Here is a 14,834-nt window from a genome sequence, read left to right as displayed (position 1 = left end):
TCCTTAAACTGTGGGGACAATTTTATGAGTTTAAATGTAAGTCGTCGCGACTTTATGAAAGCGAATGCTGTAGCAGCTGCTGCGGTTGCCGCTGGTATGACGATTCCTGTCAAAAATGTCGAGGCATCAGATAACACAATCAAATGGGATAAAACCATTTGCCGTTTCTGCGGTACAGGTTGTGGTGTTTTAGTGGGAACAAAAGATGGTCGTGTTGTGGCATCACAAGGCGACCCAGAAGCATTTGTAAACCGTGGTTTAAACTGTATCAAAGGCTACTTCTTACCAAAAATTATGTATGGTAAAGACCGTATGTTAAGCCCGATGTTGCGTATGAAAGACGGTAAATATGACAAGAACGGCGAATTTACGCCTGTTTCTTGGGATGTTGCATTCAAAACCATGGCTGAAAAATTTAAAGAAGCGATGGCTAAAAACGGAAAAAATGCGATTGGTATGTATAGTTCAGGACAAACCACCATTTTTGAAGGCTATGCTAAAGTGAAATTATGGAAAGCAGGTTTCCGTTCTAACAACATCGATCCGAATGCTCGTCACTGTATGGCTTCTGCTGCCGTTGCCTTTATGCGTACCTTTGGTATGGATGAGCCAATGGGCTGTTATGATGACTTTGAACAAGCTGAAACCTTTATCCTTTGGGGTTCAAATATGGCGGAGATGCACCCAATTCTTTGGTCGCGTCTATCAGATCGTCGTTTATCGAACCCAAATACCAAAGTTATCGTGCTTTCTACTTATGAACATCGTTCTTTTGAGTTAGCCGATGTACCTATTATTTTCAAACCAAATACCGATTTAGCGATTTTCAACTATGTATTAAATTACTTAGTGCAAAATGATGCGATTAATTGGGATTTTGTGAACAAACACACTAAATTCAAACGTGCAGAAACGGATATCGGTTACGGCTTACGCCCAGAACATCCGTTACAAAAAGCGGCGAAAAATGTAAAAACTGCAGGCAAAATGCACGATTCTTCTTTTGAAGAGTTTAAAGAATTAGTTAAACCTTATACAGCGGAATATGTTTCTGAGCTTTCAGGTGTACCTGTTCATCAGTTAGAAGCGATCGCAAAAGAGTTTGCGAATAAAGATCGTAAAGTGATGTCGCTCTGGACAATGGGTATTAACCAACATACGCGTGGTGTATGGGCAAACCACTTAATTTATAACTTGCACTTACTCACAGGTAAAATTTCTTTACCAGGTTGTGGACCATTCTCATTAACAGGTCAGCCGTCTGCTTGTGGTACAGCGCGTGAAGTTGGCTGTTTCCCACACCGTTTACCTGCGGATATGGTGATCACCAATCCTAAACACCGTGAAACTGCAGAAAAAATCTGGAAAGTACCCGCTGGTATCGTTTCTGATGTGATGGGATATGACACTATTGCCCAAGACCGTGCATTACATGACGGTAAAATGAATGTACTTTGGACTATGTGTACCAACAACATTCAGGCTGGTCCGAACGTAAATCAAGAGCGTTTACCAGGTTGGCGTAAAGAGGGTAACTTCATTGTTGTTTCAGACCCATATCCAACCGCTTCTGCACTTTCAGCAGACTTAATTCTGCCAACAGCAATGTGGGTAGAAAAAGAAGGTGCTTATGGTAATGCAGAACGCCGTACACAATTCTGGCGTCAGCAGGTAAAAGCTCCAGGTGAATCAAAATCAGACGTATGGCAACTTGTTGAGTTTTCTAAATACTTTACAACAGATGAGATGTGGCCAGCCGAGATTTTAGCGGCAAACCCTGAATATAAAGGCAAAACATTATATGAAGTGCTTTATAAAAACGGTCAAGTCGATAAATTCCCATTAAGTGATTTGGCGGAAGGTCAGCTTAACGATGAATCTCATCATTTCGGCTTCTACTTACATAAAGGCTTATTTGAAGAGTATGCAGAATTCGGTCGTGGTCACGGTCACGATTTAGGTCCATTCGATCTTTATCACAACTCTCGTGGTTTACGTTGGCCAGTTGTAGATGGCAAAGAGACCTTATGGCGTTACCGTGAGGGTTACGACCCGTATGTCAAAGCAGGCGAGGGCGTTCGCTTCTATGGTAATCCAGATGGTAAAGCAGTCATTCTAGCTGCACCTTATGAGCCACCTGCAGAATCACCAGATTCAGAGTTTGATTTATGGCTCTGTACTGGTCGTATTTTAGAGCATTGGCATACAGGTTCTATGACTCGCCGTGTGCCTGAATTACACCGTTCATTCCCGAACAACGTGGTTTGGATGCACCCAACAGATGCTCAAAAACGTGGTTTACGTCACGGTGATAAGATCAAGATCTCATCTCGTCGTGGTGAAATGATTTCACATATTGATACTCGTGGACGTAATAAAGTCCCTGAGGGCTTAGTATATACGACATTCTTTGATGCAGGTCAGATGGCGAATATGCTCACCTTAGATGCAACAGACCCTATTTCAAAAGAAACCGACTTCAAAAAATGTGCGGTTAAAGTGGAAAAGGCAGCGTAAGTTTGTCTAGTGTTTCCCCTTATTTATTAAGGGGAACAATTCAAAAGATCTGACAAGCGGTCAGATTCCACGAAAATTTTGCAAAAGGGGCGTTATGAAAATCGATCAAAATCGTCGCCAATTTTTTAAAAATGCGACCAGAACTGCAGCGGGTGTCTGTGGCGTTGGTTTAATTTTGGGTTTACAGCAAAAGCAGAGCCTAGCTCGTGAAGGGGTGGCAGTCCGCCCACCTTTCGCTATAGCGAATGAAGAAGACTTTGCAGCAGCTTGTATTCGCTGTGGACAATGTGTACAAGCTTGTCCACACGATATGTTGCATTTAGCTTCACTTATTTCGCCAATAGAAGCTGGAACACCTTATTTTGTTGCACGTGATAAGCCTTGTGAAATGTGTCCTGATATTCCTTGTGCCAAAGCCTGCCCAAGTGGTGCTTTGGACGCAACACAAGATGATATTAATGATGCACGAATGGGATTAGCCGTGTTACTCGATCACGAAACCTGCTTGAACTGGCAAGGGCTTCGTTGTGATGTTTGTTATCGTGTTTGTCCATTAATAGACAAGGCAATCACCCTTGAGAGACACCAAAACGAGCGTACAAAATTGCATACTGTCTTTATCCCAACGGTACATTCAGATGCGTGTACGGGCTGTGGAAAATGTGAACAAGCTTGTGTACTTGAAGAAGCGGCAATCAAGGTGTTACCAATGTCACTGGCAAAAGGTATGGTTGGACAACATTACCGCTTCGGCTGGCAAGAAGCTGAAAAAGCAGGTAAATCTCTTGCTCCAGAAGGTTTAATCACCTTACCAACACGTAGACCGGAGGGCAACTAATGGCAAATTCACCGAAATATGCGGGTAAAGAAGCCCGTGAAAAATGGGGCTTTTGGTATGCAAACCGTTTTCTGTTTTGGCGACGTGTCAGCCAACTGGCTATTTTGCTAATGTTTTGGTCTGGACCTTATTGGGGATACTGGATTTTAAAAGGCAACTATTCGGGTAGCCTATTATTTGACGTGATCCCAATGTCCGATCCACTCATTGTGGCAGAGAGTTTAGCAACAGGCTATTTACCTGAAATCACTACATTAATTGGCGCATTAGTTATTGTTGGTATTTATGCTCTCTTAGGCAGCAAGGTGTTTTGTGGCTGGGTATGTCCGCTAAATGTGGTGACAGATAGTGCTGCGTGGTTAAGACGAAAACTCGGTATTCGTCAAAGTGCTAAAATATCTCGTAATTTACGTTACGGAATTTTAGCGATGATCCTTGTCGGCAGTGCTGTCAGTGGCTCACTATTATGGGAGTGGATTAATCCTGTTGCAGCATTAGGTCGGGCATTAATTTATGGCTTAGGTGCAACACTTTGGCTCGTGATTGTGGTATTTCTATTTGATCTCGTCATTGCCGAACACGGTTGGTGTGGACATCTTTGCCCAGTGGGTGCAACCTACGGCATCATCGGTGCAAAAGGGATATTACGAATCAAAGTAAAAGATCGTAGCCTTTGTGATAACTGTATGGACTGCTATAACGTTTGTCCAGAACCCCAAGTATTGCGCGCCCCTTTGCACGGAAAGAATAATGAAAGCCTACTTGTGCTTTCTAAAGATTGTATTAGCTGCGGACGTTGTATTGATGTTTGTGCAGAAAAAGTATTTACCTTTACTCACCGCTTTAAACAGGACATTCCTGTGAAGTCGGTGAATTAATTTGTTGGAGTGAACCAAATGAAAAAAGCACTATTTATTTTGGCTGCTTGTTTTGCAGCATCAGCGATAGCAAATCAGCCTGTGGGGAATAATTTTCAAGCGGCAGCAGAAAATATTACACCTGAGTTCCATAAAGAGCCAAAAGAGAGTGAATTAGCTGCACTAAGTTATGTAAACCAACCACCAATGATTCCCCATTCGGTTGCAGGTTATCAAGTCACTAAAAATGTGAACCAATGCTTAAACTGTCATAGCGTTGAAGCATCACGTGTAACAGGTGCAACACGTATCAGTCCAACGCACTTTACCGATCGTGACGGTAATGTTGTGGCGGGAGCAACCGCACCACGCCGTTACTTCTGCTTATCTTGCCACGTGCCTATGGCAGATGTGAAACCTATCGTACCAAATGAATTCCAGCCGATGAAAGGCTACGGTAATAACTAGGAGTAACCATGATTAAGTTGATTAAAAAATTTTGGACATGGTTTAAAACACCAAGCAAGATTGGTATTGGTTTCTTAATTGCTGTGTCAGCGCTTGGTGGTATTTTATTTTGGGGCGGATTTAATGTTGCCTTAGAACATACCAATACTGAAGAGTTCTGCTCAAGTTGCCATATGAACGATGTTGTACCGGAATATCGTGCTTCTGTTCACTACTCAAACCGTAGTGGTGTAAAAGCAGACTGTGCTGACTGTCACTTACCCCACGAGTTTATTCCAAAATGGACTCGTAAAATTGTGGCTTCTCGTGAAGTTTTTGCACACTTAACGGGTAAAGTGGACACCAAGGAAAAATTCGAAGCTCATCGTTTAGAAATGGCTCAACGTGAATGGGAACGAATGAAAGCAAACAATTCACAAGAGTGTCGTAACTGCCACAACTTCAGTGATATGGACTTTACTCAGCAAAAAACAGTTGCAGCGAAAATGCATGCTATGGCTGAAAAAGAAGGCAAAACCTGTATTGATTGCCATAAAGGTATCGCTCACCAATTGCCAAGTATGCATGGTGTAAAATCGGGATTTGTTTCAGAGAAGTAATATGAGATAAGCGGTCGGTTTTGGTTGAAATTTTGCAAATTTTTATCCGTAACCGACCGCTTGTTTTATCGATATCTCGCAATAAACTTCTTCTGATGTCGTTCCATGACTTCTTCAATTGAAATGCCATATTTGTCTGCCAAAATAAATAGGTTATCAAAAACATCGCCTAATTCTTCGACTAAGTTTTCTTTTTTCTGCAATAAATCTTGCTCAATTTCATCAGGACGTTCTCGTCCGATTTCAATGGCACGTACCGCACAAGCGACTTCGCCGACTTCTTCCGTTAAATAAGCTAAACGACGAAAGACATCACGTTCATACCAATTTTGTTGTTGGTAAAATTCCCTGACCCATTGTTGATATTCTGCAAAGTGCATTCTGTTCTCTCCGATTCTTTGTTACTATTTGCACACTTTAACAAAATAGGAAGAAAATGGAATGAAAATTACCGTGTATTGTGGGGCAAGTCTTGGCAATAATCTTGCTCATCAACAAGCGACGATGGCTTTAGGTAAGTGGATTGCACAGCAACAGCACACTTTAGTTTATGGTGGGGGAAATGCAGGCTTGATGGGCTTATTGGCTAATACGGTTCTAGAAAATGGGGGTGAAGTAATCGGTATTATGCCGACCTTTTTACAAGAACGAGAGTTAGCCCACAAAGGTTTAACCCAAATGATAACCGTAGATTCAATGCCTGAACGTAAAAGTAAAATGATTGAACTAGGTGATGCCTATATTGCGTTAGCGGGTGGTCCGGGGACGTTGGAAGAAATTATCGAAGTGATTTCATGGGCTAGAATCGGGCAGAATAATAACCCTTGTATTTTATTCAATAGTGACGGCTATTATAATGATTTAAAAGCCTTTTTTGATAATATGGTCAGACAGGGCTTTTTAACTCAAGCGGATCGAGAGAAAACCCTATTTTCAGATGATCTGATAGAAATCGATCATTTCATCAAAAGTTACACACCGCCTGAAGTGAGAAAGTATTAGTTTTTGTAAAATTTTGTCTCAATCTCACCGCTTTTATCAGGTACAATAGTGCCATTTTTCTTAACTTAACTCCTTATAATGAAAGAAACCATTGTTGCACAAGCCACGCCGATTGGACGTGGCGGAATCGGTATATTACGTGTCTCAGGTCCATTGGCGACGGATGTGGCCCAAGCCGTGTTGGGCAAATGCCCTAAACCACGCATGGCGGATTATTTGCCGTTTAAAGATGAAGACGGTACTGTGTTAGATCAAGGTATCGCTCTCTTTTTCAAAGCGCCCAACTCATTTACAGGCGAAGATGTCCTTGAATTACAAGGGCATGGCGGTCAGGTCATTTTAGATCTGTTGCTCAATCGTATTTTGAAAGTCAAAGGCGTACGCATTGCACGAGCGGGCGAATTTTCTGAACAGGCGTTCTTAAATGATAAGCTCGATCTTGCTCAAGCAGAAGCCATTGCGGATTTGATTGATGCGACATCTGAACAAGCAGCACGTTCTGCCTTGAAATCTCTACAGGGTGAATTTTCACATAAAATCAATGAGTTAGTAGATTCTGTGATTTATCTGCGTACCTATGTAGAAGCGGCGATAGATTTCCCCGATGAAGAAATTGATTTCCTTGCTGATGGCAAAATTGAAGCAAAACTCAATGAAATCATTGCTCAACTTGCCAGCGTTCGCCAAGAAGCGAAGCAAGGCACGATTTTGCGTGAAGGGATGAAAGTTGTGATTGCAGGCAAGCCAAATGCAGGTAAATCCAGCTTGCTGAATGCTTTGGCAGGCAGAGAAGCGGCGATTGTAACCGATATCGCAGGGACAACCCGTGATGTGTTGCGTGAGCATATTCATATCGACGGTATGCCACTGCATATTATTGATACGGCGGGCTTGCGTGAAGCGAGCGATGAAGTGGAAAAAATCGGGATCAAACGGGCTTGGGACGAAATTGAACAGGCAGATCATGTGTTGTTGATGATCGATAGCCACGAATCGCAAGCGGATAATTTCCAACAAGAATGGGCGGAATTTTTAAGTAAACTACCGAAAAATATCCCTGTTACTGTGATTCGCAATAAAGTGGATTTAACGGGCGAAACGGAAAGTTTGGTTCAAGTCGATCATTTCACCGTCATTCGCTTATCGGCACAAACCAAAGTCGGCGTGGATTTACTGCGTGAACACCTTAAAAAATCCATGGGTTATCAAAGCTCAACGGAAGGCGGCTTTATCGCTCGCCGCCGTCACTTAGTGGCTCTTGAAACAGCGGCGGAACATCTAGCGCGTGGGCATATTCAACTGACCCAATTCTATGCAGGCGAATTGTTAGCCGAAGAGCTGCGTATGGTGCAAAATGCGTTAAGTGAAATCACGGGGCAATTTACCTCAGACGATCTACTCGGCAATATCTTTAGTTCGTTCTGTATCGGCAAATAATACAAGCGGTCTGTTCGTTGCAATATTTTGCAAAAACAGACCGCTTGTTACATAAGGAGACAGCTGTGACACATTTAATCATTTACGCTCACCCAAACCCAAACAGTTTTAATCACGCTATTTTAGAAGAAGTGATTAAGGCAAGTGGCGATCATCACGTCATTGTGCGAGATCTCTATCAACTTAATTTCAACCCAATACTGGAATGGCAAGAGTTCCGCAACACGATTCAACATCAATATGCGGAAGATATTGCCGAAGAGCATCGCTATTTTCAGCAAGCTGAGGTGATTACGCTTATTTATCCGCTTTGGTGGATGGGCTTTCCTGCAATTCTTAAGGGCTATCTTGATCGGGTGATTGCCTATGGCTTTGCTTATAAAGATGGCACAGAGAAAAGTATTGGCTTACTGGGCGACAAGCGGGTACAACAATTTGTGACCCTTGGAAATGCGGTAGAAGAGTATCGCCAAAAAGGTTATCTACAAGCCTTTGAGCATACGCTTGGATATGGATTATTTAATTTCTGTGGTATTGAAAAAGTTGATATGCATTACTTTGGCGAAGTTGGCTTATCGACAACAGATTATCAGGGGATTTTGAATAAAATTAAACACATCACTCAAGAGATCTTTTTATCATAAACAGGCTAGATGTAAAGATTATAAGAATAAGATACATTGTTCTACAAGTAAGCGGTCTGTTATGGAATAAAATTTGCAAATGACTATTCCAAACTGACCGCTTGCTCATTTCTATAACTACCTAATTCTTACTATCTGGCTTTTGCATATTATTTGGTGCGCCTTTTTGCACAGGGAAGTTAGAATCCATCTGCCACGCATTCCAACCGCCGTCATAGACGTAGGTATCTTTCCAGCCTGCTAATTGGGTCATAAACCAAGAAACCCCTGCACGCCAGCCTGTACCGCAATAGAAAGCTAATTGATCGCCTTGATTGATGTTTTGCCCTTTCCATAACGCAAAAATTTCATTCGGGTTACGCAATGTGCCGTCTAGATCGTAGTAGTCCGCCATATTAGACGAATCCGTACCCGCAAAGCCCCAAATTGCCCCTTGTGGTTCGCCTTTGCCTGGTATATAGCTGTAACCGCTGATTTTACCTGTGTACTCATCCCACGCTCGGTTACTGATAAGCTTCAAGCCTTGCTGTTGGCGAGCCATTGCGTCTGCTGGCATTGAGATGTTGATTTGTGGATTAACAGGAATTACCGCCCCAAATTTGCTCACTGGCGTTGGCGTATTGACGGTTGTTTCCGCTGGGAAACCTGCTTTTGTCCAAGTAGCGAAGTTGCCGTTTAACACACGCACATCTTCCACGCCCGCCCATTTCAATGCCCAGAAAATACGGTAGGCGGCGAGTTGATTGTCAGAATAGAGAATGATCGTTTTGTTTTTGTTGATCCCAGCTTTGAGCAAGTTTTGTTCGATCACTTTCGGATCGGACAAGTTCCAAACGGGATCGTTTTCCACCCAGTCTGTGTTGAAGTGGAACGCACCTGGAATATGTTGCTTATAACTCTCCGCTTTCTCTACTGGGCCCCAACCCACGTGGAACACCATAAAATCGTTGTTGGCGTAGGTTTCAGGTTTTTCGCCTTTGATCACCGCATTCACCCATTCAGGTGATACGCTGTATTGGAAATTTGGGAACGCATCAAGCGGTTTGTCGCTGTTGGCATACTCTTTGAACGCTTTAAATTCACGCACTTTGTAGCCTTTATCAGCAAATTTTTTGCTTAAACAGCTCAGCTGTTCTGCGTTGGTATCGTAAATCACCACTGTTTTCTCTTTGCTGATCCCTTTGTTTTTTGCAAAGGTGTCAAATTTATCATCGGTAATCTGTGGCAACCAGTCGCAACGAAACTGCACCGCCCCTTTGATATGTCCGCCACGTTGAGCATCGCCGTCTTTAAAGCCGTTGTACAAGCTGTCTTGACGACCATCGACCACCACAAATTCAGGGTTATCAAGGTTTTTCACCAGCTCATCAATGCCGATCTCTTTGACCGATTTGTCGTTACAAGCGGTCAGAACCGCTAATGATGTTGCAAGTAAGGTAAGTTTTAGTTTCATAGGGTTTCCTTTTGTTTCAATTTAGTGAGATACCGTTTGCTCCCCCTGCTTGCGGGGGGAGCTGCCGAAGGCTGAGGGGGGGATTGCAAACGAAGTTTGCAACATTTTTGCGATTTTTCACCGCTTGTACTTTGCCCTTCGGGCAAATCCTCCCTTCCGCCTTCGGCACCTTCCCCCGTAAACGGGGGAAGGGAAATGAATTTCTAGCTCCTACACGACAATCCTTTTTTCAACATTCTGCCAGCATCATTTTTGGCATCAGGTTTGAACACGCCTTGCGGAACGCCTTTTTGCACAGGTAATGTCGTCATTTGCCACGCATTCCAACCGCCGTCATAAACTGCCGTATGTTGCCAGCCGAGCAACTGGGTCATAAACCACGGCACAGACGCACGCCAGCCCGTGCCGCAATAAAAGGCGAGCTGATCGCCTTGTTGGATCTGTTGCCCCTGCCATAACGCCACGATCTCTTTCGGGTTGCGTAAGGTGTCGTCAGGATCGTAAAAATCGGCGACATTAGACGGAGCCGATCCTGAAAAGCCCCAAATCGCCCCTTGCGGTTCGCCTGTGGCTTGAATATGTTCATCGCCACTCACATTGCCGATAAATTCGTCCCACGCCCTTGTGCTGACAAGCTTCAAACCTTGTTGCTGGCGAGCGTAAGCCTGTTCAGGTTGGCTGATGTTGATCTGCGGATTGGCAGGAATAGTTGTGCCGAACGCCGTTTCAGACTGCGGCAAATTAACTTTGGTTTCTGTCGGGAAACCTGCGTCCATCCACGTAGCCAGATTGCCGTTTAACACTCGCACGTCGTCCACGCCAGCCCATTTCAACGCCCAAAAGACACGGTACGCTGCAAGGGGATTGTCCGAATACAGCACAATCGTTTTGTCTTTGGTAATGCCATGTTGCAACAGGTTTTGTTCGATTTTTTGCGGATCAACCAGATTGTAAATCGGGGCTTCGCCTTCGACCCAGTCGGTATCAAAGTGATGAGCTCCAACGATATGTTGCGTATAGGCTTTGGCTTTTTCAAGCGTTCCCCACGACACTTCAAACAGCATAAATTGGTCGTTGTGGTAAGTTTCAGGCTTTTCCCCTTGCATTAAGGCGTACAACCATTCGGGCGACACGCTGTATTGGAAATTCGGTAAATGCTCAAGGGGATAATTGGCGTTGGCATAACTGATAAAGTCGCTAAAAGTACGAACTTTGTAGCCTTTTGCATTAAACTCCGCCGAAATGCAAGCTAACTCGTCAGGGTTGCTGTCATAAATCACAAGGGTTTTCTGTTTGGTGATCCCTTTGGCTGCGGCGAAACTTTCAAATTTGTCGGCTTCAATCTGTTCAAACCAGTTGCAACGAAACTGGATCGCCCCTTTGATATGTCCGCCACGGCTGGTGTGTTTGTCTTTAAAGCCGTTGTAAAGGCTGTCATTACGGCTATCAATCACCACATAGTCAGGATTTTCAAGGTTCGCCAGTAGTTCGTCCGTGTCGATTTTTTTGACCACGTTGTCGTTACAAGCGGTCAGAAAGAGTGAAAAAATTGCAAAAAGTGCGGTGCGTTTCATTGCCGTTCCTTAAATTCGACACTGTGTCGGTTTAATAAAATAGGTCGCTGTCCAACAACCTAGCATAATCATCAGGGTTGCGAGCCAGCCTTGCCACGAAAAATAAGCGGTGGAAACCAGCGAGTTGGTAATGGTACAACCACCTGCCAAACTTGCTCCAATTCCCATTACAAAACCGCCTAGCATACGTTGAACAATGGCTTTCGGCTCTGGCACACGGATTTCAAATTCACCGCTCAACTTCGCCGCAATAAAGGAGCCGAGCAGAATGCCGAGAACGAAATAGGTTCCCCAGTTAAGATAGCGTTGTTGCCCGATCACAAGGTATTGCACCACATTCGCTGTCGGCACGGCTACGCCATAGCCGTAAGCTCTGCCGTACTGCTCGCTCACGACCCAAGCCACCACGCCCAACACGCCGATACAGACCGCTGCAGTAAACGGGTGCCAGTTTTTTGTAAAAAGACGGTGGGAAATCACCGCTTGCGTTGGCTCTTTGGGGAATTGATAGCGTGGGTGTTTGATCTGATACACAATCATTGCCGCCGTTATTGCAAGCAAAAGAGCGACTAAAATCCACGGCGAAAGGTTGAAAGTGCGGTGGATATTATCAAGAGACGTGGTTTGCAACAGCAACGGATTGATCAGCTGTTTTAACGCTCCCGTTTGCGTTGCCGCCATTGTCAAAGCAAAGCAGACCAACGCAATCCAGCTGCCCACCGCCCCTTCGCCCGTGCGGAACCAACCGCCACTGGCACAACAGTTCGCCAAAATCATACCGATACCGAACACAAAACCGCCAAGAATGGTGGCAAGTAACGGCATTGGCGTATTTGGAAGCGTAATAAGCCCTAACTCACTTAAACTGAAAAAGCCGACAGATTGAATAGAAACCGCAATCAGCAAGGCGGTAAAAAAACGGAAGTTTCGCTGGGTATAAATGTTGCGAAAACCAGACACGAAGCAAAATTGCCCACGTTGTAAGAAAAAGCCGAGAAGTATCCCGATAAAAAGACCACTGAACATTGATTAAACCTTAATACGAATGTTACGGAAATGTTGATTTGCGTATTAGAACATAATTCAGACAAAAAATAAATGCTAAATTATTTGTAAATTTTTCCTAAAATCTACCCGCTTGTATTTCTAAGCAAGCAAAAAGGCTCACCTTCCGATGAGCCTTTCTATTTAAGCTATTTTAAGCTTTGTAAGCGGTTAGCTTTTCAAACAATTTTTCAATATCGGGTAGCCAGATTGCATTACTGCAACCTAGCCCCCTAAGAACTGTACAAGCAAATTTCTCTGCATACAGCTCAAGCCTTTCTATTAACTACATTGTAGTCGGCTTCACCACTTTCAAATTTAAAGCGTGAATTTTCGTATGACACGTTGGGTGTACCAAACATCGGTTGCTCAAACTATCTGAACCACCTAGTACTTTATAGGTAATGTGATGGTCGTGCCACCCTGTTTCTTTGGTAATCATACCTTGACATAACGCACATTTTCCTTTCTGTTCTTTGAATAAAGCTCGCCATTGTTGTCTATGAGATTGCTCTTCATAAAGTCTGCGTTGGTTTAAAACTTCTTTATACAATTCCCATTCAGGTAAAAACGGATTGTAATCTGTCTTTATTTTCTTATGTCGTTTTATCTTAGTATCACTACAATAAAGCAGGTCAAGCGGATATTGCTCGCCTTTTTCATTGATGTCTACTGTGCCAAACACCCAATTCCGAGTTGCCGTAGTACAAAAGTATTTCTCTTTTATCCAACGCGTCCCTTTATTTGAATGACGACGGCGACACCATTTCCATAAGACTTGCCAAATCAACATATCCATTCGATTATAGGTCGCTTTTGCTACACTATGTCTATGGTAGTTTGCCCACCCCTTGAGCATTGGGTTTAATACTTTAATCACATCGGACTGCTTGGCAGTACGCATTTCGGTCAATACTTTTTTCACTTTTCGGTAAAATGTTTCCACATTTTTCTTACTTGGTTTGATAAGTACTTTCCGCTTAAACCGTCGCACTGTCCAGCCTAAAAAGTCAAACCCTTGCTCAATGTGTACGATGTGAGTTTTTGTTTCTGATAGCGTTAAACCACGCTCTGCCAAGAAACCTTTAACTAATGGGATAACCTTCTCTTCCAGTATTTCTTGCGAACTTCCCGAAATAATAAAATCATCCGCATATCGCACCATATAGGTTTTGTTACGGATTATCTGTCTGCTTTGCTTTTTACCAAAATGCTCGGCAAGCAAAGTTTCCAATCCATCTAGTGCCATATTCGCTAAAGTTGGCGAAATGATTCCCCCTTGCGGAGTCCCTTCTTTCGTTGCCTTTAACTGTCCAAACTCAACCACGCCTGATTTTAGCCACTTCCGCAATATCCGTTTGTTCATTGGGATATGCTGAATAAGCCAATCGTGGCTTATGTGGTCAAAGCATCCCTGTATATCTGCATCAAGTACCCATTCTGCTGATTTCTTTTCTCCCCTTAAAGAGAAAATGCTGTGTATATGGTTAATCGCATCAGCTGTTGAACGGCTTATTCGAAATCCATAAGAGCTTTTATCAGCCAAGGTTTCTGCAACAGGTTGCAATCCCAACAGGTGCAAAGCTTGCATAGCTCTATCTTTCATCGTCGGAATACCCAGTGGGCGTTTCTTTCCATTTGCTTTGGGTATAAACACTCGCTTTAATGGGCTTGGCTTATACTTTTTGCCTGAAAGTTCACTAATTGCTTGCCATTTCAATTTGGGGGTATCCCAAATTGTTTTATCAACACCTGCGGTTCGTTTGCCTTTATTTTCAGTTACTCGTCGTACTGCTAATGCCTTCGCATAAAACGAGTGGGTCAGCATTCGTTGTAGGTTTTTAACCCTACGCCAATCGCCTTCCTGTGTTGCCTTCGCAATCCGCACCTGCATCCCTTTCACATACCTATTTACCTTATACCAGTCGATATAATGCCATTGTGATATGTGTGAGATCGTTGGAGCTGGACTGCCTACTAATTTCTTAGTATGATGAGTTTGCTCTTTCATACCTATCTCCATAAAGAGATAAGTCTTCTTGGTAATAGAATAGCTTCTCTAGCAGTTTGTAGACGTACAAGAGTTGCTATTGCGACCAATAGACTTACACTCTTGTTATCTGTGTGAGATAAAGAGTGCTTGCGTTGGTTTATTTGATTATTGCTAATCAGCAAGCCAACGCTCGCTTTCTTCTTCTCGGTTAAAACGGCTAAGGAATTGTCAGACATCTTGCGATGAAAGACCAGTTAGAAGTCTGCACCCTTTCGGGTTAGGTCATCTCTCATACCCTATTTGCACCATTACAGCACAACATTCGCTTTCTCTAACCTCTTCTACCTACATTCCCAACAGTATCACTTACGCTTTACCTGCCTTTTCAGGCGAAAATATAGGCTTACC

The 14,834-nt window shown here is 43.4% G+C and carries 13 protein-coding genes; 8 read left to right on the top strand and 5 right to left on the bottom strand.

Annotated elements, in window-relative coordinates:
* The first annotated feature begins 24 nt into the window (after positions 1–24).
* The 5 genes from napA to C5N92_RS06330 all read left to right on the top strand — a co-directional run bounded on the left by napA (position 25) and on the right by C5N92_RS06330 (position 5,279).
* Positions 25–2,517 carry a nitrate reductase catalytic subunit NapA gene (gene napA, locus C5N92_RS06350; protein ID WP_111750007.1) on the top strand — a complete coding sequence of 831 codons (2,493 nt, stop codon included), beginning with the start codon at positions 25–27 and terminating at the stop codon, positions 2,515–2,517.
* Between the two features lie 94 nt (positions 2,518–2,611).
* A complete protein-coding gene (gene napG, locus C5N92_RS06345; protein WP_111750006.1) occupies positions 2,612–3,355 on the top strand; it encodes a ferredoxin-type protein NapG in 744 nt (247 codons plus the stop codon).
* The gene (gene napH, locus C5N92_RS06340) at positions 3,355–4,233 is read left to right on the top strand and encodes a quinol dehydrogenase ferredoxin subunit NapH (RefSeq protein WP_111750005.1); all 879 of its coding nucleotides are present in this window, start codon (positions 3,355–3,357) and stop codon (positions 4,231–4,233) included. The genes napG and napH overlap by 1 nt, the downstream gene beginning before the upstream one ends.
* A gap of 18 nt (positions 4,234–4,251) precedes the next feature.
* Positions 4,252–4,680, top strand: a complete 429-nt coding sequence (locus C5N92_RS06335; protein ID WP_111750004.1) for a nitrate reductase cytochrome c-type subunit — start codon at positions 4,252–4,254, stop codon at positions 4,678–4,680.
* A gap of 17 nt (positions 4,681–4,697) precedes the next feature.
* On the top strand, positions 4,698–5,279 hold the full coding sequence (locus C5N92_RS06330) for a NapC/NirT family cytochrome c (protein ID WP_111750087.1): 582 nt from the start codon (positions 4,698–4,700) through the stop codon (positions 5,277–5,279).
* Positions 5,280–5,344: 65 nt separating this feature from the next.
* On the opposite strand, the gene C5N92_RS06325 is transcribed toward C5N92_RS06330, so the two are convergent.
* Positions 5,345–5,659, bottom strand: a complete 315-nt coding sequence (locus C5N92_RS06325; RefSeq protein WP_111750003.1) for a MazG nucleotide pyrophosphohydrolase domain-containing protein — start codon at positions 5,657–5,659, stop codon at positions 5,345–5,347.
* Between the two features lie 61 nt (positions 5,660–5,720).
* Between C5N92_RS06325 and C5N92_RS06320 the strand changes: the two genes are divergently transcribed.
* From C5N92_RS06320 to C5N92_RS06310, 3 genes are all read left to right on the top strand, one after another.
* Positions 5,721–6,281: an LOG family protein gene (locus C5N92_RS06320; RefSeq protein ID WP_111750002.1), complete on the top strand. Its 561-nt coding sequence runs from the start codon at positions 5,721–5,723 to the stop codon at positions 6,279–6,281.
* Positions 6,282–6,359: 78 nt separating this feature from the next.
* Positions 6,360–7,718 (top strand): tRNA uridine-5-carboxymethylaminomethyl(34) synthesis GTPase MnmE, encoded by a 1,359-nt coding sequence (gene mnmE, locus C5N92_RS06315; RefSeq protein WP_111750001.1) that lies wholly within the window; start codon positions 6,360–6,362, stop codon positions 7,716–7,718.
* A gap of 65 nt (positions 7,719–7,783) precedes the next feature.
* Entirely contained in the window at positions 7,784–8,362 is a 579-nt protein-coding gene (locus C5N92_RS06310; protein ID WP_111750000.1) for an NAD(P)H-dependent oxidoreductase, read from the top strand.
* Between the two features lie 121 nt (positions 8,363–8,483).
* Here C5N92_RS06310 and C5N92_RS06305 read toward each other — a convergent pair whose 3' ends face one another.
* The 4 genes from C5N92_RS06305 to ltrA all read right to left on the bottom strand — a co-directional run bounded on the left by C5N92_RS06305 (position 8,484) and on the right by ltrA (position 14,444).
* Positions 8,484–9,815, bottom strand: coding sequence for a rhodanese-like domain-containing protein (locus C5N92_RS06305; protein ID WP_111749999.1), 1,332 nt, complete (start codon positions 9,813–9,815; stop codon positions 8,484–8,486).
* 203 nt (positions 9,816–10,018) lie between these two features.
* Positions 10,019–11,389 (bottom strand): rhodanese-like domain-containing protein, encoded by a 1,371-nt coding sequence (locus tag C5N92_RS06300; protein ID WP_111749998.1) that lies wholly within the window; start codon positions 11,387–11,389, stop codon positions 10,019–10,021.
* 9 nt (positions 11,390–11,398) lie between these two features.
* Positions 11,399–12,415: a YeeE/YedE family protein gene (locus tag C5N92_RS06295; RefSeq protein ID WP_111749997.1), complete on the bottom strand. Its 1,017-nt coding sequence runs from the start codon at positions 12,413–12,415 to the stop codon at positions 11,399–11,401.
* A gap of 304 nt (positions 12,416–12,719) precedes the next feature.
* Positions 12,720–14,444 carry a group II intron reverse transcriptase/maturase gene (gene ltrA, locus C5N92_RS06290; RefSeq protein ID WP_108923275.1) on the bottom strand — a complete coding sequence of 575 codons (1,725 nt, stop codon included), beginning with the start codon at positions 14,442–14,444 and terminating at the stop codon, positions 12,720–12,722.
* Positions 14,445–14,834 lie beyond the last annotated feature (390 nt).

This window comes from Glaesserella australis, assembly GCF_003260095.1.
Lineage (GTDB): Bacteria > Pseudomonadota > Gammaproteobacteria > Enterobacterales > Pasteurellaceae > Glaesserella > Glaesserella australis.
The sequence above is the reverse complement of the archived record's forward strand: the minus strand, read 5'-3'. Positions and strand labels throughout refer to the sequence as shown.

Coding starts and splice junctions, on each gene's coding strand:
- C5N92_RS06335 (WP_111750004.1), top strand. CDS start 4,252: ATGAAAAAAGCACTATTTATTTTGGCTGCTTGTTTTGCAGCATCAGCG.
- C5N92_RS06300 (WP_111749998.1), bottom strand. CDS start 11,389: ATGAAACGCACCGCACTTTTTGCAATTTTTTCACTCTTTCTGACCGCT.
- napA (WP_111750007.1), top strand. CDS start 25: ATGAGTTTAAATGTAAGTCGTCGCGACTTTATGAAAGCGAATGCTGTA.
- napG (WP_111750006.1), top strand. CDS start 2,612: ATGAAAATCGATCAAAATCGTCGCCAATTTTTTAAAAATGCGACCAGA.
- C5N92_RS06295 (WP_111749997.1), bottom strand. CDS start 12,415: ATGTTCAGTGGTCTTTTTATCGGGATACTTCTCGGCTTTTTCTTACAA.
- mnmE (WP_111750001.1), top strand. CDS start 6,360: ATGAAAGAAACCATTGTTGCACAAGCCACGCCGATTGGACGTGGCGGA.
- C5N92_RS06305 (WP_111749999.1), bottom strand. CDS start 9,815: ATGAAACTAAAACTTACCTTACTTGCAACATCATTAGCGGTTCTGACC.
- ltrA (WP_108923275.1), bottom strand. CDS start 14,444: ATGAAAGAGCAAACTCATCATACTAAGAAATTAGTAGGCAGTCCAGCT.
- C5N92_RS06320 (WP_111750002.1), top strand. CDS start 5,721: ATGAAAATTACCGTGTATTGTGGGGCAAGTCTTGGCAATAATCTTGCT.
- napH (WP_111750005.1), top strand. CDS start 3,355: ATGGCAAATTCACCGAAATATGCGGGTAAAGAAGCCCGTGAAAAATGG.
- C5N92_RS06325 (WP_111750003.1), bottom strand. CDS start 5,659: ATGCACTTTGCAGAATATCAACAATGGGTCAGGGAATTTTACCAACAA.